Genomic DNA, 18,321 nt, shown 5'->3' on the forward strand with positions numbered 1-18,321 from the left:
GACGGCGCGGTCGGCGCTGAGAGCTCTTCTGACGTCCTCCCGGCTGCGCGATGTTTCACGTGGAACCAGCCGGGCCACATTTCTCCCATGACCGTTCGACCCGTGGTCAAGCGCACCGCCCGCGCCATCCTGCTCGATGGCGACGACCTGATCCTCATCAAGCGGACCAAGCCCGGCGTCGATCCCTACTGGCTCACCCCGGGCGGTGGCGTCGAGCCCGAGGACACGACCGTCGTCGACGCCCTCCACCGAGAGCTCCACGAGGAACTCGGCGCCAAGATCACCGACGTGGTCCCCTGCTTCGTCGACACGGTCGAGCACATCGGCGAGGACGGCGGCGCGAGCGGCGTGAAGGTCCAGCACTTCTTCGTCTGCCACCTCGAAGCCATGGACCCCGCCCAGCGCCACGGACCCGAGGTGGACGAACCGTGCGGTGAGTACGAGATCGTGCGGATCCCCTTCACCCGGGTCGGCATCGCTTCCGTCCACCTGGTCCCGCTGTCCCTGCGGCACTATCTCGACGGCAACATCGAGGGCGTACGCGCGATGCACGCCCCCGATCTCGGCTGACACCGGTCCGGGCCTCCGCCGGATCAGCTGCCGGCCGCGACCAGTTCCTCCACGGAGTCGTGCCGGATGCGGTCCGAGGGGATGCCGATGTCCCGCAGCGCGTCCACTCCGCTGCGGATCATGCCGGGCGGTCCCGACAGATAGGCGTCGTACTCGTTCCACGGCCCGTACTCGCGTACGGCGTCGGGGAGCTGCAGATGCGCCTGCTGGTCGACGATCGGGCGCACCGACAGCCAGGGATGGCTCTGCTGGAGCCGCAGCATCGTGTCGATGTCGTACAGGTCCTGTCCGGTACGGGCGCCGTAGAAGACCTCCATCGGGCGCCGCTCCCCGTGCTCGGCGACGTCCTCGACCAGTGCCTTGATGGGGGCGATCCCGGTCCCGCCGCCCAGGCACAGCAGGCCGCTCCCGGTGGTGTGGTCCACGGTCATCGTGCCCGCGGGCGGTCCGAGCCGGATGGTGTCTCCGGGTCTGGCCCGGTGCACCAGCGCGTTGGACACCCAGCCTGCCGGCACGGCTTTCACGTGGAACGACAGCAGCCCGTCGCTGCGCGGCGCCGAGGCGAACGAGTAGTGCCGCCAGATCCGCGGCCACCAGGGCGTCTCGACACTGGTGTACTGCCCCGCGAGGAAGGGGTAGGGCTGGTCCGGACGGACGGTGAGCACCGCTATGTCGGAGGTCCGCAACTCGTGCGACACGATCTCCGCGTGCCACCAGGCGGGGGCCCGCAGTTCGTCGGCTGCCGCCGCGTCGATCATGACCTGGGAGATCGTCGTGTACGCCCGCACCCAGGCCGCCTCCGTCTCCTCGTCCCAGGCCGACGAGGCGTACCGGCTCAGGGCGCCGATGAGGCATTCGCCGACGGCCGGGTAGTGCTCGGGACGCGTGCCGTACTTGCGGTGGCCTCGACCGAGGTTCTTCAGATAGGCGACCAGGACGTCGGTGTTGTCGATGTGCTCGGCCGCCGTCAGCAGCGCCCTGAGCAGACGGTCCCGCTGGGTGTCCATCGCGGCGGGGAAGAGCTGCCGCAGGTCGGGGTGGCGTACGAAGAGCAGCGCGTAGAAGTACGAAGTGACCTTGTCGGCGACCGGAGCGACCTCGGCCATGGTCCGCTGGATCAGCACGGCGTCTGGAGAGGCCGTGGGGGCCGACCGGGGCAGCTGCGCGGGTGCTTGCGGCACCGGCGTCGCGGCGGGGTACGCGGGAGAGCTGTGCCGTCGGATCTCGGCGGGGCCGTTGGCGGCCCCTGTGCGTATGCCGTCGAAGGCGGGTCGGGGTGCGGGGCCCGGGGTGGGAACGGAGGCGGCCCGGCCTGGCTCCTGCGCCTCGGCGGCCGGAGTGGTGACCGGTACCCCCGTCGGCACGGCTGCGGACGGCTGAGCCGCCTGACCCATTCGTTCCTGTCCCGGCGCGTCCTCGCCCTTCGAGGACCTGCCGCGCGGCCGCATTCCCGCCAGGCGGTTGCCCTCCGGCGCGTCGGCCGTCTCCCCGACGGTGGCCTCAGGCTTGGTGCGCGGCGTGAACCAGCCGCCTCCGCCTTCGGCGCCGGATGTGCCGTTGTCGGCCGGCGTAGTGGTCGGAGCGTCCATGGTGTGCCTCGCCTCGAACATCTTTCGGTCGGTCTGCGCACTTCCTCGGTCGGAAGATGCCTGCTTTCCCCCGCAGACGGTTTTCCTTTGTGTCCCCGTTCAGTCCTGCCCGCCGCTACGGCCGCCTTGGCGCCGCGTTCCCGTCCCGTACGGACAAGTAAGCCGAGAGCGTGACATCGGCCCCACCATTCCCGAAGCGTCCCATCGCCGGGCTGCCGCCGGCCGCATAGCGGAAAATGACGTGTTCGATCTCTCCGTCCCGATACGCTGCATTGGCCTGCGTTCGTGAGCCGTGAAGCCGTCCAGCACCCCGGTCACGAACCGGAGTCGACCCTACCGGCCGACGACCCACACACAAGTCCTTCCTTGGTCCACCGCTAATGCTCTGGGCCGAACCACCAATTCCCTCAATTACCGGGCGTGCCGCACCAATTCATAGGCACCCCACAGATCCCGGCCCACGTGGGAGTGGGTGCCAGGCCCGCCGGGTGCCGATCGGCGTTGAGCGCGACGGATACCGGGACAATGGCGAACAGGCCCCGGTCGGACAGCGAGTCGCCACACGCGAAGCCGTCCGTACGGCTCACCTCGAATTCTTCACAGAGTCGGTCCGCGATCTGCACCTTGGCGCCGCGCCGAGAATTCCCACCACCGCCAACGGCTCACCGGCTCGTCGGGGCACGGACGACGAGGCCGGTTCCCTCATCGAGTACGCCTGGCCGGGGTCCGCCGTTCAAGTCGAGAGGACGTTCCGCGGTGTTTCACGTGAAACATCTGCCAGTACGGTGTGCGGTTCTGCGCGAGATGGCCGAAAAAGCGGCCGTCCGGACGCAAACCGGTGGACGTCACGGGTTCCTTTCGTACAGCCTGACCTGCGTGTCGACACCTTCCCTCACCGCTCTGCCCATCCGCCGACTGACGGTCCGCGATCTCGCCGCCTGCGCCGACCTGTCCGAGAACCGGGGATGGCCCCGCGAGGAACACAAGTGGGGCCTCCTGCTGGCAGCGGGCACCGGATACGGCATCGACGATCCCGAGGGAGGACTCGTCACCGCCTGTGTCGTCACCGAGTACGGCCCCCGGGACCGCCCCGGCCTTGGCGCCATCGGCATGGTGCTGGTCGCCGACCGGCATGCGCGCCTGGGCGTCGGCCGCCGCTTGATGAGCCATGTCGTCGCGGAGATGGGAACCACCCCGCTGACCCTCCACGCCACCCCGTCCGGGCGCCCGCTCTACGAGCAGCTGGGCTTCAAGACCATCGGCCGCGCGGAGATGATCCGCGGTCGCTTCCTGCCGGACGGCACGGAACCTCGGATCGTCACCCGGTCCGCCACCGCCGAGGACCTGACGACGATCGTGCGGCTCGACGAGGAGGTCTTCGGCCCCGACCGTACGCACGTGATCACGCGGCTGCCTGCCTTCGCCGACCAGCTGCGCGTCGCGGAGGAGAACGGCCGGATCATCGGTTACGCAGCCGCCTGGCCGAACATGGAGACGCACGTCGTGGGTCCACTGATCGCCCGGGACACGGAGACGGCCAAGGCGCTTGTCGCCTCGCTCGCGGCGCACACGGACCGCCCGCTGCGCACCGACATCGACGTCCGGCACGACGAGCTGCTGACCTGGCTGAAGGAGCACGGCCTGGCACCCGTCGCCTTCAACGACGTCATGACCTACGGCATCTCGGAACTGCCCGGCGACTGGACGCGGCGTTTCGCTCCGCTGACCGTCGCAGCGGGCTGAGCATTCTCCCTACGGACGGAAGCCGGCCCCCGGTGATGCGGGAGCCGGCTTCGGTCAGTGAGCGGTGATGTCTCAGGCGAGCGCCTGTACGGCCGCGGTCGCGAAACCGTGGTCCTGCTCGGGCGCTCCGCCGCCGACCCCGACGGCGCCGATCAGTCGGCCGTCACGGTGGACCGGTACACCGCCGGCGATGAACAGCAGCGGACGGTCCAGCGCGGTGGGCAGCGTGTGGAAGAGGCCGCCGGGCTGGACCGCGTCGACGAGATCGGCGGTGGCGGAGTCCAGCTGGAGCGCCGTGTAGGCCTTGCGGGTGCTGGTCTCGCCGGAGATCAGCACGGCGCGGTCGTCCCGCCGGAAGGCGAGCAGGTGGCCGCCCGCGTCGAGGACGGTGACGCTGACCGTGACCCCGGCGGCCTCGGCGGCACGGCGGGCCTCGGTGACGAGGAGTTCGGCGTCCTGGATGGTCAGCGGGGCGACAGCGGCGGTGGTGATGGTCATGAGGAGTTCTCCTTGCGGGGTGGTACCGGGCGTCCGTCGTGACGGGCGCTCGCTCGGAACATGCGGAGTGACGGTTCTCGGCCCGGGGCGGGGACGGCCCTGTCCCCCTCCGTCGGAACCGGGGGTCAGTGGTGGAGGGGGGCGGGCTGTTCGGTCGGGGTGGCACCCGCGACCACCGTGCTCCTGGCTCCGGCCCGACGCTCCAGACCGGCGGACAGCACGGCCAGGACGAGGGCGGCGGCGGCGAGGACGGCGCCCACCCAGTTCGGGGCGGTGTAGCCGAGGCCCGCCGCGATGACGATGCCGCCGAGCCAGGCGGACAGGGCGTTGCCGAGGTTGAAGGCGCCGATGTTCACCGCCGAAGCCAGCGTGGGGGCGCCGTGCGCCTGGTCGAGGACGCGCTTCTGCAGGGGCGGCACGGTCGCGAAGCCCAGGGCGCCGATGAGGGCGATGGTGATAGCCGCGAGGACCTTGTTGTGCGCGGTGAAGGTGAAGAGCGCGAGCACCACGGCGAGGCCGCCCAGGGACACATACAGCATCGGCATCAGGGCGCGGTCGGCGAACTTCCCGCCGATGAGGTTGCCGCCGACCATGCCGAGCCCGAAGAGGACCAGGAGCCAGGTGACGGAGCCGTCGGCGAAGCCCGCGACGTGCGTCATCATCGGCGCGATGTAGGTGATGGCCGCGAAGACGCCGCCGAATCCGAGGACGGTCATCGCCATGGCGAGCAGCACCTGCACGTTCTTGAAGGCGGCCAGCTCGTGACGGAGGTGTACGCCCTCGGGCTTCGGCAGATCGGGCACCAGCTTGGCGATGCCGAGGAATCCGATCACGCCGAGCACGGCCACACCGGCGAAGGTGACCCGCCAGCCGGCGGACTGCCCGATCAGTGTGCCCAGCGGGACACCGACCACATTGGCGATGGTGAGTCCGCTGAACATCATGGCGATGGCGCCGGCCTTCTTCTCCGGGGCGACCAGCTCCGCGGCTACGACCGAGCCGATGCCGAAGAACGCTCCGTGCGCCAGCGAGGCGACCACACGGCCCACCAGCATCAGTCCGAAGACGGGGGCGACGGCGGAGAGCAGGTTGCCGAGGACGAACAGCCCCATCAGCAGCATCAGCATCCGCTTGCGGGACACCTTCGTACCGAGCGCGGTCATGATCGGAGCGCCGATCACCACGCCGAGGGCGTAGCCGGTCACCAGCAGTCCGGCGGTGGGGATGGAGACCCCGAAGTCACCGGCGACCTGGGGCAGCACGCCCATGATCACGAATTCGGTGGTGCCGATTCCGAAGGCCCCGATCGCGAGGGCCAGTAGCGCGAGAGGCATGCGTGGATGCACCTTCCCAGAAGATTGCAGGAGCTCTTAGCGTGCGTTCACAATAGTTGCAGACGCGGGCTATATGCAAACGCGGTCTATTGCGTTCGTGCTCTATCCTGGTTCCAGCCGCTCCGGGACGGAGGAGAACGCCATGACAGCGACGGACCCCGCGCTCACTGCCCTTGCCCAGGGCTGGTGCGCCCTCTCTCTTCTGCACGGGAGGATCGAGGCGCACATCGAGCGCGCCCTGCAGGCCAAGCACGACCTGAGCGCACGGGAGTACTCGCTGCTCGACGTGCTCAGCCGGCAGCACGACGGCGAGGGAGGCCATCTGCAGATGAAGCAGGTCGCCGACGCGGTCGTCCTCAGCCAGAGCGCCACCACCCGGCTGGTCACCCGGCTCGAGGACCGCGGACTCCTCTCCCGCTACCTCTGCCCCACCGACCGCCGCGGCATCTACACGAACGTCAGCGAGGCGGGCCTCAAGCTGCTCGAAGAGGCGCGTCCGACCAACGACGCCGCTCTCCGCGAGGCGCTGGACGTGGCGGCGAAGGTTCCCGAACTGGCCCCGCTGGTCCGAGTCGTGGAGTCAGTGAGCGTGCCCGCGTAACCCGGGGCGCGAGTCCTCCCGTACCTGCGGGAAGTGACCAGGGCCGCTTAGGCTGCGGCCATGGGAGATCTTGAGATACGACCGGCCGCCGCCGACGATGTGCCCGCCGTGGTCGCCATGCTCGCGGACGACCCGCTGGGGGCCCAGCGCGAGTCCCCGGACGATCTGACGCCCTATCTCGCGGCGCTGGAACGCCTCAGGGCCGACCCGAACCAGCACCTCGTGGTCGCCGCGCGCGAGGGCCGCGTCGTCGGCACGCTCCAGCTCACGATCGTTCCCGGCCTCTCCCGCAAAGGTGCGACCCGGTCGATCGTCGAGGGCGTACGGGTCCACGCGGACGAACGTGGCAGTGGCCTCGGAACGCAGCTCATCGAGTGGGCGATCGAGGAATCCAGGCGCCAGGACTGCCAGTTGGTCCAGCTCACCTCCGACGTCACCCGCACCGACGCGCACCGCTTCTACGAGCGGCTCGGCTTCACCGCCTCGCACGTCGGCTTCAAGCTCCCACTCTGACGGGCTTCCAGCGGCTGGGCCGCGTCCTGTTTCACGTGAAACAGGACGCGGCCCCCGCGACGTCGCCTACCTGATCCCGCGCCAGCCCTCGGGGTCGACGCCACCCGGCACCTGAGCCGACTCGTCGTACGGCTGGCGGGTGAACACGAACGACCCGAGGTCCAGGTGGCTCACCGACCCGTCAGGCCGTCGTACGGCTCGTAGCGGCTCTCCGGCGTAGTAGCCGTCCAGCCCCGTCCACGTACCGTCACCGTTCGGCCGGAAACGCGACCGGCGGCCTCCGCCGGCCAGCGGCCCCAGCGAGAGGCCCTCGTCGGCCGACAGGCGCAGCGCGAACGCCAGAGTGCCCCAGTACCACTGGCCGGCCAACTCCAGTACGTCACGGTCGACTTCCGGCAGCGGCCTCCACGGTGCCGGAATACGCGGCTCGGCCTCCGCCACCACACGTACGAGTTCGGCCGCCAGGTTCGACACCAGCGGGCCGGAGGTGCAGTTGGCCAGCACGACCGCCGCCAGATCGTCCTCCACGCTGACCGTCAGGTTGGCGAGGAAGCCCGGCAGTGACCCGGAATGACCGACGAGGATCCGCCCGTCCCGATGCTGGATCTGCATGCCCAGTCCGTACGCGGAACCGGCTGACACGTCCGCGACCTCCGCGGGAGCGGCGGGCGTACGCATCTCCCGTACGGAATCCGCGCTGAGCACCCGGTCGTCGCCCCGGGTGAGGAAGACCGCGAAGCGGGCCAGATCGTCGGTGGTGGACCAGAGCTGCCCCGCCGGCGCCATCCGTCCGAGGTCCTCGGTGGGCTCCGGCAGCATCACGTCCGCCCACGGATGCACCGCCCAACCGCCCGCGTGCGGTGCCCGCGGACTCCCACTCGTGCGGTGCAGGCCGAGCGGCTCGAGCACCTCGCGCCGCAGCACGTCCTCCCAGGGCGCGCCGCGCAACTCCTCGATCAGAGCGCCGAGCAATGTGTACCCGGGGTTCGAGTAGTGGTGTCGCCGACCGACCGGATGCCGCAGCGGCTGCTCGCCCAGCACATCGGCGAGTTCCGGGCGCAGCGAGCCGGGCGTGCGCTCCCACCATGGAGCGGGTGACTCGGCCGCCAGTCCGCCGGTGTGCGCGAGCAGTTCGGCGATGGTCGCCTCCCCCGCGCCGGTGCCCGGCAGGTGCTTCTCCAGCGGGTCGCCGAGATCCAGCACGCCCTCGTCCCGCAGACGCAGGACGAGAACGGCGGTGAAGGTCTTGGTGATCGAACCGATCCGGTACTGCACGTTCCCGTCCGGGCCGTGCCCCTCCACCGACGTGCGCGAGCCCGTCCACACCGGCTGCCCGTCCCGGACGACCGTCGCGACCAGGGACGGAGCACGCCCCTCGGCCTGCGCGGTGGCGATGCGGTGGAGCAGGGTTCGGCGCGTGGCGGGAAGCAACTCTTCCTGAGGCGATGTCATGCGCCCAGTCCACCCCGCCCGACACCCCACGTCGAGCGCATTTCATCCGAGCCTCTCCGCAAAGCGAAACGGCCCGCGCCGCAGACGTCAGGCAGGATGCCGGCCAACCTCCAACGGCCGTCTGTCCGGCGTCGCCTCTGAGGCTGGGGCAGCGAACGTAAGACGTGCAGCCGCACCTGTCAGGTCTGTGCCATGTCCACGAAGCGGGAGTAGTGGCCCTGGAAGGCGACGGTGATGGTCGCCGTCGGGCCGTTACGGTGCTTGGCCACGATCAGGTCGGCCTCGCCGGCACGCGGGGACTCCTTCTCGTACGCGTCCTCGCGGTGCAACAGGATGACCATGTCGGCGTCCTGCTCGATGGAGCCTGACTCACGGAGGTCCGAGACCATCGGCTTCTTGTCGGTGCGCTGCTCAGGACCACGGTTGAGCTGCGACAACGCGATGACCGGGATCTCCAGCTCCTTGGCCAGTAGCTTGAGGTTTCGGGACATGTCCGACACCTCCTGCTGGCGGCTCTCGGCGCGCTTGGAACCACCGGCCTGCATCAGCTGGAGGTAGTCGATGACGACCAGCCGGATGTCGTTGCGCTGCTTGAGGCGGCGGCACTTGGCCCGGATCTCCATCATCGACAGGTTGGGCGAGTCGTCGATGAAGAGCGGGGCGGCCGAGACGTCCGGCATCCGGCGGGCCAGGCGGGTCCAGTCCTCGTCGGTCATCGTGCCGGAACGCATGTGGTGCAGGGCGACGCGGGCCTCGGCGGACAGCAGACGCATCGCGATCTCGTTGCGGCCCATTTCGAGGGAGAAGATGACGCTGGGCAGGTTGTTCTTGATCGACGCGGCCCGGGCGAAGTCCAGCGCGAGCGTGGACTTACCCATGGCGGGACGGGCGGCGATGACGATCATCTGTCCCGGGTGCAGACCGTTCGTGAGCGAGTCGAAGTCCGTGAAGCCGGTCGGCACGCCGGTCATCTCGCCGCTGCGCGAACCGATCGCCTCGATCTCGTCGAGCGCGCCCTCCATGATGTCGCCGAGCGGGAGATAGTCCTCGCTGGTGCGCTGCTCGGTGACCGCGTAGATCTCGGCCTGCGCGCTGTTGACGATCTCGTCCACGTCGCCGTCGGCGGCGTATCCCATCTGCGTGATGCGCGTGCCCGCCTCCACCAGGCGGCGCAGGACGGCGCGCTCGTGGACGATCTCCGCGTAGTACTCGGCGTTGGCCGCGGTGGGAACGGTCTGGACGAGGGTGTGCAGATACGACGCGCCGCCGACCTTGGTGATCTCGCCACGCTTGGTGAGCTCCGCCGCGACCGTGATCGGGTCGGCCGGCTCGCCCTTCGCGTACAGATCGAGGATCGCCGTGTAGATGGTCTCGTGAGCGGGCCGGTAGAAGTCGTGGCCCTTGATGACCTCCACGACGTCCGCGATGGCGTCCTTGGACAGGAGCATGCCACCGAGAACCGACTGCTCCGCGTCCAGGTCCTGCGGCGGGACCCTCTCGAAGGCTGAACCTCCGCCGTCCCACTCACCGCCCTCGCGGCCTCGTTCGTGCTGCTCCTCGCGGCCCCGTCCACCGTCACGGCGCTGGCGGGAGGCGGGCAGACGATCACTGGGACCGCTGTCGGCCCACGGGTCGTCCAAGGGCTCGGAAATACTCACCGAGCCACCTCCTCCCGTCCGCCGAGCGGACCTAGCCGTGCCCCTCTTTTCTACGGCACGGCACTGACAAATGAGCGGCCCAACTCCGGTTCTGACGCGTCGGTTTTGCCAGGTTTCCGAGGACGGAGGAGAGAGCGGGCGCCGCCCTACGGTAGGCCCGCGGGCACCGTCAGCCAATCTGGTTATCCACAGGCCATGTGGACGACGGCCCGGATGCTGTGGAGAACCCGGCAAAACCTGTGCACGAGCCGGTGGACAGCCCTGTGAACAAGCCCTCAGTCCCCTCACCAAAGCGGCGCTGACCTGCCGTTTTCCGTTCCACCGGCTGTGCAGAAGAAAAACTTTCCCGGTCAGCCCAAGATCTCCTCGAACACTGCACGACGACACCTGTCACTCGCCCACCAGTAAGGGTCTATGAAGGTTTGCATCTCTTACCTGTGGAAGATTAGATTGGTGCTCATGACACAGGCTCCCGCGGCACCCAGGTCCGCCCTGCGCCGGCACGACAGAGAGATCGTCGCGCTCGCCGTTCCGGCCTTCGGCGCCCTCGTCGCCGAGCCCCTCTTCGTGATGGCCGACAGTGCGATCGTGGGCCACCTCGGCACCGCTCAACTGGCTGGCCTCGGCGTCGCCTCGGCCCTCCTCATGACTGCCGTGGGCGTCTTCGTCTTCCTGGCCTACGCCACCACGGCCGCCGTCGCCCGGCGGGTGGGAGCGGGCGACCTGCGAGCGGCGATACGTCAGGGCATGGACGGCATCTGGCTCGCGTTCCTCATCGGCGCGACCGTCATCGCCATCACCCTGCCGGCGGCACCCGCCCTCGTGGAACTCTTCGGAGCATCGGAGACAGCCGCTCCCTACGCGGTCACCTATCTGCGGATCTCGGCCCTCGGCATCCCGGCCATGCTCGTGGTGCTCGCTGCCACAGGCGTTCTGCGCGGACTGCAGAACACGAAGACACCGCTCTATGTCGCCGTCGCCGGCTTCGTGGCGAACGCGGCTCTCAACGTGGGCCTGGTCTACGGCGCCGGCCTGGGTATCGCCGGCTCCGCCTGGGGCACCGTCATCGCCCAGTTCGGCATGGCGGCGAGCTATCTGTACGTCGTCGTCCGGGGCGCCCGTAAGCACGGTGCCTCGCTGCGGCCCGATCTCGGCGGCATCCGGGCCTGCGCCCAGGCCGGCGCCCCGCTCCTGGTACGCACCCTGTCCTTGCGGGCGATCCTCCTGATCTCGACCGCGGTCGCTGCCGGGCTCGGGGACGCGGACATGGCCGCGCACCAGATCATCGTCTCGCTGTGGAATCTGCTCGCCTTCGCACTCGACGCGATCGCCATCGCCGGCCAGGCCATCATCGGCCGCTATCTCGGTGCCGAGGACGCCGAGGGTGCTCGCGACGCCTGTCGGCGGATGGTGCAGTGGGGTATCGCCGTCGGGATCGTCCTCGGCCTGTTGGTCGTACTAACCCGGCCGCTGTTCCTTCCGCTCTTCACCAGCGATTCCGTCGTCCAGAACACCGCGTTGCCCGCACTCCTCGTGGTGGCGATCGCTCAGCCGGTCTCCGGCATCGTCTTCGTGCTGGACGGCGTCCTCATGGGTGCCGGAGACGGGCCGTATCTAGCAGGGGCCATGGTTCTGACACTCGCGGTCTTCGCACCCGTCGCACTGCTCGTGCCCGTCCTCGGCGGTGGGCTGACCGCTCTCTGGCTCGCGATGACCTTCATGATGACGATGCGCCTGCTGACCCTGTGGCTCCGGTCCCGGTCGGGACGCTGGATCGTCACCGGCGCCACCCGCTGACGGCTGGCAGCTGGTGTGTTTCACGTGAAACGGCTTGTTTCACGTGAAACAAGCCGAGGCGCCGACCCCATGGGAACGGCCAAGACGTGAAGAAGGGCCGCACCCAGGGGGTGCGGCCCTTCTCTCAGCTATGCCGAGCGCTGCACTCAGGCAGCGACAACCTCGATGTTGACCTTGGCGGCAACCTCGGGGTGGAGACGCACGGACGTCTCGTGGGCGCCCAGGGTCTTGATGGGCGAGCCCAGCTCGATGCGGCGCTTGTCGACCTCGGGGCCACCGGAAGCCTTGATCGCCGAGGCGATGTCGGCCGGGGTGACGGAACCGAAGAGACGACCGGCGTCGCCGGAGCGGACGGCAAGGCGAACCTTGACGCCCTCGAGGCGGCCCTTGATCTCGTTGGCCTGCTCGATGGTCGCGATCTCGTGGATCTTGCGAGCGCGACGAATCTGCTCGACGTCCTTCTCGCCGCCCTTGGTCCAGCGGATCGCAAAGTTCCGCGGGATCAGGTAGTTGCGAGCGTAACCGTCCTTGACGTCGACGACGTCGCCCGCGGCACCGAGGCCGGAGACCTCGTGGGTGAGGATGATCTTCATGTGTCTGTCACCCTTCCCTTATCGCGCGGTGGAGGTGTAGGGCAGCAGCGCCATCTCACGGCTGTTCTTCACAGCCGTGGCGACGTCACGCTGGTGCTGCGTGCAGTTGCCGGTCACGCGGCGGGCACGGATCTTGCCGCGGTCGGAAATGAACTTCCGCAGCATGTTCGTGTCCTTGTAGTCCACGTACGTGACCTTGTCCTTGCAGAAAGCGCAGACCTTCTTCTTCGGCTTGCGCACAGGCGGCTTCGCCATGGTGTATCTCCTGTGTGATCAAGAAGTGGGGGTACGAACCCGCCCTTAGAAGGGGGGCTCGTCCGAGTAGCCGCCGCCGGAGCCGCCGGAGCTTCCGCCCCAGCCGCCGCCACCGCCGCCGCCGCCCTGGTTGCCGCCGCCGGCAGGAGCGCTGGTCGCCCAGGGGTCGTCGGCGGGAGCGCCGCCGCCCTGCTGACCGCCGCCGGAGCTTCCGCCCCAGCTGCCGCCCTGCTGGCCGCCGCCACCGCCGCCGCCGTAACCGCCCTGGCCGCCTCGACCGGTGGTCTTGGTGACCTTGGCCGTGGCGTTCTTCAGGCTGGCGCCGACTTCCTCGACGTCCAGCTCGTAGACCGTGCGCTTGACGCCCTCACGGTCCTCGTAGGACCGCTGCTTCAACCGGCCCTGCACGATCACGCGCATGCCTCGCTGGAGCGACTCTGCGACGTTCTCCGCCGCCTGACGCCAGACCGAGCAGGTCAGGAACAGGCTCTCGCCGTCCTTCCACTCGTTGGTCTGACGGTCGAAGGTGCGGGGGGTGGACGCGACACGGAACTTCGCGACCGCCGCACCGGAAGGGGTGAAGCGCAGCTCGGGGTCGTCGACAAGATTGCCGACGACCGTGATGACGGTCTCGCCTGCCATGGGGGAACCTCTCGGCGGGTTTGCTGCTGGCTGCTTGGTGCTGCTACTCGGATCCCGAGATCAGCTGAGCTGGAGAGCTCAGTGGGTCTCGGGGCGGAGGACCTTGGTCCGGAGGACCGACTCGTTCAGGTTCATCTGGCGGTCGAGCTCCTTCACGACCGCAGGCTCGGCCTGCAGGTCGATGACCGAGTAGATGCCCTCGGGCTTCTTCTTGATCTCGTACGCGAGACGACGACGGCCCCAGGTGTCGACCTTCTCGACCTTTCCGTTGGCCTCACGGACCACGGAGAGGAAGTTCTCGATCAGCGGGGAGACAGCACGCTCCTCGAGATCGGGGTCGAGGATGACCATCACTTCGTAGTGACGCATGTGGAACCCACCTCCTTTGGACTCAGCGGCCACGGTCGTTCCGTGGCAGGAGGGTTGTTATGCGTGAGCAACGGTATCCGCCGCCACTGACAATGGGTTTCTCGCTCGGGGATCCGAGCGGGAGTCCCTGTCGTGACATGGCCACGGCCTGGGCAGACACCGGTGCAGAGAGTACAGAGTACCCGCACCGTGGCTTCCGGTTGAAATCCGGCCGGGGAGACCGTCAGTCTGTACACATCGGGTGTGAATGGCGCTACGATGCGCCACCTTCCGCAGGAGGTGCCCTATGGCACAGACAATGCGACCCAACATCGGCGGTTCCCTGCTCGCGAGCGACGGCAAGCCCCACCCCCTCCAGGACACCCTGGTCTGGGTGACCGCCGTCCTCGGCGTCGTCGCCTTCGTGACCGCGATGTTCCACAACCTCCATCTGATCAGCTCCTGGACGGGCCTGATCGGCATCTTCACCGGCGCCTACGGACAGTTCGTCTCCGAGACCACCCGGGAACGCTTCGGGCTGATCCTGGGGCTCGGCGCCTCGGCCTTCGGTTTCTTCCTCGGCATGGCCCACGGCGGCCTCTTCGGAGGCGTGATCAGCTGACCGGGCCGCCCGCTCGGCACGGGTCCGGCGGCCGGCCGGCGCACAGTCGGCCGCGCGGCCCGACAGCACCCCTCGCCTCCCCGGCGGCCCGTCGGCCGGGGGCGAGGTCGCATACGGCCAATCGGGGCGCTCGCGGGGCGCAGTAGGCTTCGGCGCGAGAGCCGGAGCCCCTGTACCCATGGGGACAGACCAGCCGAGGAGCGCCCCGAATGAGCCTGACCCTGAGGACCATCAGCCGAGAGCAGCATCTGGCATACATCCAGAGCCTGCCCTCGGCCAGCCACATGCAGGTCCCCGCCTGGGCAGATGTGAAGGCGGAGTGGCGCTCCGAGAACCTCGGATGGTTCGACGACAGGACCGGTGAGATGGTCGGCGCCGGGCTCGTCCTGTACCGCCAGCTCCCGAAGATCAAGCGCTATCTCGCGTACCTGCCCGAAGGCCCGGTCATCAACTGGTTCGCCCCGAACCTCGACGACTGGCTCCAGCCGATGCTGGCGCACCTCAAGCAGCAGGGCGCCTTCTCCGTGAAGATGGGCCCGCCGGTGATCATCCGGCGCTGGGAGGCCACGTCCATCAAGGGCGGCATCCAGGACCCCGACGTGAAGCGCCTGCGCGACATCGAGGCGGACTTCATCGAGCCCCGCGCCTTCGAGGTCGCGGACAAGCTGCGCCGCATGGGCTGGCAGCAGGGTGAGGACGGCGGCGCCGGCTTCGGCGACGTGCAGCCCCGCTACGTCTTCCAGGTGCCGCTGGCGAACCGGTCCCTCGAAGAGGTCCACAAGAACTTCAACCAGCTGTGGCGCCGCAACATCAAGAAGGCCGAGAAGGCGGGCGTCGAAGTCGTCCAGGGCGGCTACCAGGACCTGGAGGAGTGGCAGCGGCTCTACGAGATCACCGCGCTGCGCGATCACTTCCGGCCCCGGCCGCTCTCGTACTTCCAGCGCATGTGGACGGCCCTCAACACCGAGGACCCCAACCGCATGCGGCTCTACTTCGCCCGGCACAACGGGGTGAACCTGTCCGCGGCCACGATGCTCGTCGTCGGCGGCCACGTCTGGTACTCCTACGGCGCCTCGGACAACATCGGCCGCGAGCACCGGCCCTCCAACGCGATGCAGTGGCGGATGCTGCGCGACTCGTACGCCCTCGGCGCGACGGTGTACGACCTGCGCGGCATCTCCGACTCGCTGGACGAGACGGACCACCTCTTCGGTCTGATCCAGTTCAAGGTGGGCACGGGCGGCCAGGCGGCCGAGTACCTCGGCGAGTGGGACTTCCCGCTCAACAAGCTGCTCCACAAGGCTCTCGACATCTACATGTCGCGTCGCTGACCCGGACCGGTCCGCCCGCCGCGCGCACTCTCCGGCGCGGTGTCACCGCAAAGTCCCGGCGGATCCGCCACACTTTCGTTTCATCACTCTGATTCACCGCAGCCACGAGAAAGGTTCCGGGACCGGCCATGGCGCTCACGCTCTACGTCGACACCGCGCGCTGGCGGGCACACCACAAGCACGTGCAGGAGCAGTTCCCGGGGCTCGTCCCCGTCTGCAAGGGCAACGGCTACGGCTTCGGCCACGAGCGGCTCGCCGACGAGGCCACGCGCCTCGGCTCGGACGTCCTCGCCGTCGGCACCACGTACGAGGCCGCCCGGATCAAGGACTGGTTCGGCGGCGATCTGCTGGTCCTGACGCCGTTCAGGAGGGGCGAGGAGCCCGTACCGCTGCCCGACCGGGTCATCCGCTCCGTGTCGTCGATAGACGGCGTGTACGGCCTCGTGGGTGCCCGCGTCGTCATCGAGGTCATGTCCTCGATGAAGCGGCACGGTGTCAGCGAGCAGGACCTGCCGCATCTGCACTCCGCCATAGAGAACGTGCGCCTGGAGGGCTTCGCCATCCACCTGCCGCTGGACCGCACCGACGGCTCGGACGCCGTCGAGGAGGTCATCGGCTGGATGGACCGTCTGCGGGCGGCACGCCTCCCGCTGCACACCATGTTCGTCAGCCACCTCAAGGCCGAGGAACTCGCCCGCCTCCAGCAGCAGTTCCCGCAGACCCACTTCCGCGCCCGGATCGGGACGCGGCTGTGGCTGGGGGACCACGAGGCGACCGAGTACCGCGGAGCCGTCCTGGACGTCACGCGCGTGTCCAAGGGCGACCGCTTCGGCTACCGGCAGCAGAAGGCGGCCTCCGACGGCTACCTGGTGGTCGTGGCGGGCGGTACGTCGCACGGGGTGGGCCTGGAGGCCCCCAAGGCGCTGCACGGCGTCATGCCGCGCGCCAAGGGCGTCGCCCGCGCGGGCCTCGCGACGGTCAACCGCAACCTCTCGCCGTTCGTCTGGAGCGGCAAGCAGCGCTGGTTCGCGGAGCCGCCGCACATGCAGGTCTCGATCCTCTTCGTGCCCTCGGACGCCCCCGAGCCGCAGGTCGGCGAGGAACTGGTGGCCCATCTGCGGCACACCACCACGCAGTTCGACCGGATCGTCGAGCGCTGACCCGCTGAGGCAGGCCGGAGTTCCGCGCCGCCGAAGACGAAAGGCCGTACACGGACCCCGTGTACGGCCTTTCGCATGGCCTGCTTCCTGCCGTGTTCGCTCAGAGCGAACTGTCCTTGGCGGTTCCGTTCGGTGCGCCCCATTCGACCTGGGGGCCGTCGAAGTGAGCCGCGTGCCGGGGCGGATGGGCGGCCGCTCCCAGGACGAACACGTCCTCGGCGCCGTCCAGCACGCCGCCCGAGGGATCGTCGTCGCCGGAACGGCGAACCGGGTCCCGCTCCGGCATGAGGATGTCGCGCACCACCACGGCGCAGATGTACAGCGTCCCGAGGAGGTGGACGGCGATGGCGGTCTGATAGCCCTCCGTCGGCAGGCCCTTGTGGGCGTCTCCGCTGGTCGTGTACGCGAGGTACATCCAGATCCCCAGGAAGTACGCGACCTCGCAGGCCTGCCAGATGAGGAAGTCACGCCACCGCGGCCGGGCCAGCACCGCGAGGGGGACCAGCCAGAGCACGTACTGGGGCGAGTACACCTTGTTGGTCAGGATGAACGCCGCGACGATCAGGAACGCAAGCTGCGCGAAGCGAGGGCGGCGGGGGGCGGTCACCGTGAGCGCGGCCACGCCCAGGCACGCCAGCAGCATCAGGACGGTGGCGAACGTGTTGATGTTGTCCGTGGTGAGCAGTGAGCTCTGCCAGCGCTGGGAGAGGATCAGCCAGAAGGAGCCGAAGTCGACCCCGCGCTCCTGGCTGAACGTGTAGAACTTCGACCAGCCCTCGAAGGCGAAGACCATCACCGGCAGGTTCACGGCCAGCCAGGCGACCACGGCGCCGCCGACGGCGATCCGGAACTCCCGCCACTTGCCGGCCCGCCAGCACAGCATCAGGAGCGGCCCCAGCAGCAGGACGGGGTAGAGCTTGGCGGCCGTGGCGAGGCCCAGCAGGACACCGAAGGCGAGGGAGCGGCCCCGGGACCACATCAGCATGGCGGCGGCCGTCAGAGCGACCGCCAGCAGGTCCCAGTTGATGGTGGCGGTCAGGGCGTAGGCGGGCGCCAGGGCGACCAGCAGGCCGTCCCAGGGGCGCCGTGCATGGGTCCGGGAGACGCACACGGCGATGACCGCCGCGCAGATCATCAGCATCCCGGCGTTGACCATCCAGTAGAACTGCTCCTGGTCCTGGATGCTGCCGCTGCCGGGGGTGAGCCAGGAGGCGACCTCCATGAAGACACCGGTGAGCACCGGGTACTCGAGGTAGTCCATGTCGCCGCTGAGCTTGTCGAAGTACGGCACGAGCCCGTCGGCGAAGCCGCGCCCCTGGTAGAGGTGCGGGATGTCCGAGTAGCACGCGTGCGTGTACTGGGAACTGGCCCCGAAGAACCAGGCACCGTCGTAGCAGGGCAGCTTCTGCACCATGCCGAGGGCGAACATGCCGATGGCGATGAGCGCGACGACCCGCACCGGGGTCCACCAGGATGTCCCGGTCAGCGCTCGCCGTCCGAGCGGGCCACCGATCAGCTCGCTACCGTTCGCGGCGACCTCGTCCTCCCGGGTCGGGTGGACCGTCTCCGGCTCGTGCACGCTCGCTGGCGTCGTTTCTGCGCTGGGCATGCCGCA

The 18,321-nt window shown here is 69.0% G+C and carries 18 protein-coding genes; 8 read left to right on the forward strand and 10 right to left on the reverse strand.

Annotation, left to right across the window (positions count from 1 at the left end; genetic code table 11):
* The first annotated feature begins 87 nt into the window (after positions 1-87).
* Positions 88-570 carry an NUDIX hydrolase gene (locus ACZ4VA_RS33035; RefSeq protein ID WP_355785363.1) on the forward strand — a complete coding sequence of 161 codons (483 nt, stop codon included), beginning with the start codon at positions 88-90 and terminating at the stop codon, positions 568-570.
* Between the two features lie 23 nt (positions 571-593).
* On the opposite strand, the gene ACZ4VA_RS33040 is transcribed toward ACZ4VA_RS33035, so the two are convergent.
* Complete coding sequence (locus tag ACZ4VA_RS33040; RefSeq protein ID WP_468083639.1) at positions 594-2,159, reverse strand: globin domain-containing protein; 1,566 nt, start codon at positions 2,157-2,159, stop codon at positions 594-596.
* 876 nt (positions 2,160-3,035) lie between these two features.
* Between ACZ4VA_RS33040 and ACZ4VA_RS33045 the strand changes: the two genes are divergently transcribed.
* The gene (locus tag ACZ4VA_RS33045) at positions 3,036-3,902 is read left to right on the forward strand and encodes a GNAT family N-acetyltransferase (protein ID WP_355785357.1); all 867 of its coding nucleotides are present in this window, start codon (positions 3,036-3,038) and stop codon (positions 3,900-3,902) included.
* A gap of 72 nt (positions 3,903-3,974) precedes the next feature.
* On the opposite strand, the gene ACZ4VA_RS33050 is transcribed toward ACZ4VA_RS33045, so the two are convergent.
* Positions 3,975-4,394, reverse strand: a complete 420-nt coding sequence (locus tag ACZ4VA_RS33050) for a GlcG/HbpS family heme-binding protein (RefSeq protein ID WP_355785374.1) — start codon at positions 4,392-4,394, stop codon at positions 3,975-3,977.
* A gap of 131 nt (positions 4,395-4,525) precedes the next feature.
* Positions 4,526-5,734 carry an MFS transporter gene (locus ACZ4VA_RS33055; RefSeq protein ID WP_356163670.1) on the reverse strand — a complete coding sequence of 403 codons (1,209 nt, stop codon included), beginning with the start codon at positions 5,732-5,734 and terminating at the stop codon, positions 4,526-4,528.
* Between the two features lie 142 nt (positions 5,735-5,876).
* Here ACZ4VA_RS33055 and ACZ4VA_RS33060 point away from each other — a divergent pair, with 142 nt between their 5' ends.
* Entirely contained in the window at positions 5,877-6,335 is a 459-nt protein-coding gene (locus ACZ4VA_RS33060; RefSeq protein WP_468083642.1) for a MarR family winged helix-turn-helix transcriptional regulator, read from the forward strand.
* A 60-nt stretch (positions 6,336-6,395) separates the two neighbouring features.
* The gene (locus ACZ4VA_RS33065) at positions 6,396-6,848 is read left to right on the forward strand and encodes a GNAT family N-acetyltransferase (RefSeq protein WP_355794589.1); all 453 of its coding nucleotides are present in this window, start codon (positions 6,396-6,398) and stop codon (positions 6,846-6,848) included.
* A gap of 66 nt (positions 6,849-6,914) precedes the next feature.
* On the opposite strand, the gene ACZ4VA_RS33070 is transcribed toward ACZ4VA_RS33065, so the two are convergent.
* Positions 6,915-8,300 (reverse strand): serine hydrolase domain-containing protein, encoded by a 1,386-nt coding sequence (locus ACZ4VA_RS33070; protein WP_356238101.1) that lies wholly within the window; start codon positions 8,298-8,300, stop codon positions 6,915-6,917.
* Positions 8,301-8,479: 179 nt separating this feature from the next.
* Positions 8,480-9,958: a replicative DNA helicase gene (gene dnaB, locus ACZ4VA_RS33075; protein WP_356163673.1), complete on the reverse strand. Its 1,479-nt coding sequence runs from the start codon at positions 9,956-9,958 to the stop codon at positions 8,480-8,482.
* Positions 9,959-10,417: 459 nt separating this feature from the next.
* On the opposite strand from dnaB, the gene ACZ4VA_RS33080 reads away from it, so the two are divergent.
* Entirely contained in the window at positions 10,418-11,755 is a 1,338-nt protein-coding gene (locus ACZ4VA_RS33080) for an MATE family efflux transporter (RefSeq protein ID WP_468083644.1), read from the forward strand.
* 146 nt (positions 11,756-11,901) lie between these two features.
* Here ACZ4VA_RS33080 and rplI read toward each other — a convergent pair whose 3' ends face one another.
* From rplI to rpsF, 4 genes are all read right to left on the reverse strand, one after another.
* Positions 11,902-12,348: a 50S ribosomal protein L9 gene (gene rplI / locus ACZ4VA_RS33085; RefSeq protein WP_121404978.1), complete on the reverse strand. Its 447-nt coding sequence runs from the start codon at positions 12,346-12,348 to the stop codon at positions 11,902-11,904.
* A gap of 18 nt (positions 12,349-12,366) precedes the next feature.
* The gene (gene rpsR, locus ACZ4VA_RS33090) at positions 12,367-12,603 is read right to left on the reverse strand and encodes a 30S ribosomal protein S18 (RefSeq protein WP_003949403.1); all 237 of its coding nucleotides are present in this window, start codon (positions 12,601-12,603) and stop codon (positions 12,367-12,369) included.
* Positions 12,604-12,648: 45 nt separating this feature from the next.
* Complete coding sequence (locus tag ACZ4VA_RS33095) at positions 12,649-13,245, reverse strand: single-stranded DNA-binding protein (protein ID WP_468083647.1); 597 nt, start codon at positions 13,243-13,245, stop codon at positions 12,649-12,651.
* A gap of 78 nt (positions 13,246-13,323) precedes the next feature.
* Positions 13,324-13,614: a 30S ribosomal protein S6 gene (gene rpsF / locus ACZ4VA_RS33100; RefSeq protein ID WP_028804085.1), complete on the reverse strand. Its 291-nt coding sequence runs from the start codon at positions 13,612-13,614 to the stop codon at positions 13,324-13,326.
* Positions 13,615-13,900: 286 nt separating this feature from the next.
* On the opposite strand from rpsF, the gene ACZ4VA_RS33105 reads away from it, so the two are divergent.
* The 3 genes from ACZ4VA_RS33105 to ACZ4VA_RS33115 all read left to right on the forward strand — a co-directional run bounded on the left by ACZ4VA_RS33105 (position 13,901) and on the right by ACZ4VA_RS33115 (position 16,706).
* Complete coding sequence (locus tag ACZ4VA_RS33105) at positions 13,901-14,215, forward strand: hypothetical protein (RefSeq protein WP_356238099.1); 315 nt, start codon at positions 13,901-13,903, stop codon at positions 14,213-14,215.
* A 209-nt stretch (positions 14,216-14,424) separates the two neighbouring features.
* Positions 14,425-15,546: a peptidoglycan bridge formation glycyltransferase FemX gene (femX, locus tag ACZ4VA_RS33110; RefSeq protein WP_356163677.1), complete on the forward strand. Its 1,122-nt coding sequence runs from the start codon at positions 14,425-14,427 to the stop codon at positions 15,544-15,546.
* A 128-nt stretch (positions 15,547-15,674) separates the two neighbouring features.
* Positions 15,675-16,706: an alanine racemase gene (locus tag ACZ4VA_RS33115; protein ID WP_356238098.1), complete on the forward strand. Its 1,032-nt coding sequence runs from the start codon at positions 15,675-15,677 to the stop codon at positions 16,704-16,706.
* Between the two features lie 100 nt (positions 16,707-16,806).
* Here the strand turns inward: ACZ4VA_RS33115 and ACZ4VA_RS33120 are convergent, their stop codons facing one another.
* Positions 16,807-18,315, reverse strand: coding sequence for a glycosyltransferase family 87 protein (locus ACZ4VA_RS33120; protein WP_389390159.1), 1,509 nt, complete (start codon positions 18,313-18,315; stop codon positions 16,807-16,809).
* Positions 18,316-18,321: the final 6 nt, after the last annotated feature.

This window comes from Streptomyces sp. NPDC028308, from assembly GCF_055565855.1.

Coding starts and splice junctions, on each gene's coding strand:
- rpsR (WP_003949403.1), bottom strand. CDS start 12,603: ATGGCGAAGCCGCCTGTGCGCAAGCCGAAGAAGAAGGTCTGCGCTTTC.
- ACZ4VA_RS33065 (WP_355794589.1), top strand. CDS start 6,396: ATGGGAGATCTTGAGATACGACCGGCCGCCGCCGACGATGTGCCCGCC.
- ACZ4VA_RS33080 (WP_468083644.1), top strand. CDS start 10,418: ATGACACAGGCTCCCGCGGCACCCAGGTCCGCCCTGCGCCGGCACGAC.
- rplI (WP_121404978.1), bottom strand. CDS start 12,348: ATGAAGATCATCCTCACCCACGAGGTCTCCGGCCTCGGTGCCGCGGGC.
- ACZ4VA_RS33055 (WP_356163670.1), bottom strand. CDS start 5,734: ATGCCTCTCGCGCTACTGGCCCTCGCGATCGGGGCCTTCGGAATCGGC.
- ACZ4VA_RS33070 (WP_356238101.1), bottom strand. CDS start 8,300: ATGACATCGCCTCAGGAAGAGTTGCTTCCCGCCACGCGCCGAACCCTG.
- ACZ4VA_RS33095 (WP_468083647.1), bottom strand. CDS start 13,245: ATGGCAGGCGAGACCGTCATCACGGTCGTCGGCAATCTTGTCGACGAC.
- ACZ4VA_RS33040 (WP_468083639.1), bottom strand. CDS start 2,159: ATGGACGCTCCGACCACTACGCCGGCCGACAACGGCACATCCGGCGCC.
- rpsF (WP_028804085.1), bottom strand. CDS start 13,614: ATGCGTCACTACGAAGTGATGGTCATCCTCGACCCCGATCTCGAGGAG.
- ACZ4VA_RS33115 (WP_356238098.1), top strand. CDS start 15,675: ATGGCGCTCACGCTCTACGTCGACACCGCGCGCTGGCGGGCACACCAC.
- ACZ4VA_RS33060 (WP_468083642.1), top strand. CDS start 5,877: ATGACAGCGACGGACCCCGCGCTCACTGCCCTTGCCCAGGGCTGGTGC.
- ACZ4VA_RS33035 (WP_355785363.1), top strand. CDS start 88: ATGACCGTTCGACCCGTGGTCAAGCGCACCGCCCGCGCCATCCTGCTC.
- ACZ4VA_RS33120 (WP_389390159.1), bottom strand. CDS start 18,315: ATGCCCAGCGCAGAAACGACGCCAGCGAGCGTGCACGAGCCGGAGACG.
- ACZ4VA_RS33105 (WP_356238099.1), top strand. CDS start 13,901: ATGGCACAGACAATGCGACCCAACATCGGCGGTTCCCTGCTCGCGAGC.
- femX (WP_356163677.1), top strand. CDS start 14,425: ATGAGCCTGACCCTGAGGACCATCAGCCGAGAGCAGCATCTGGCATAC.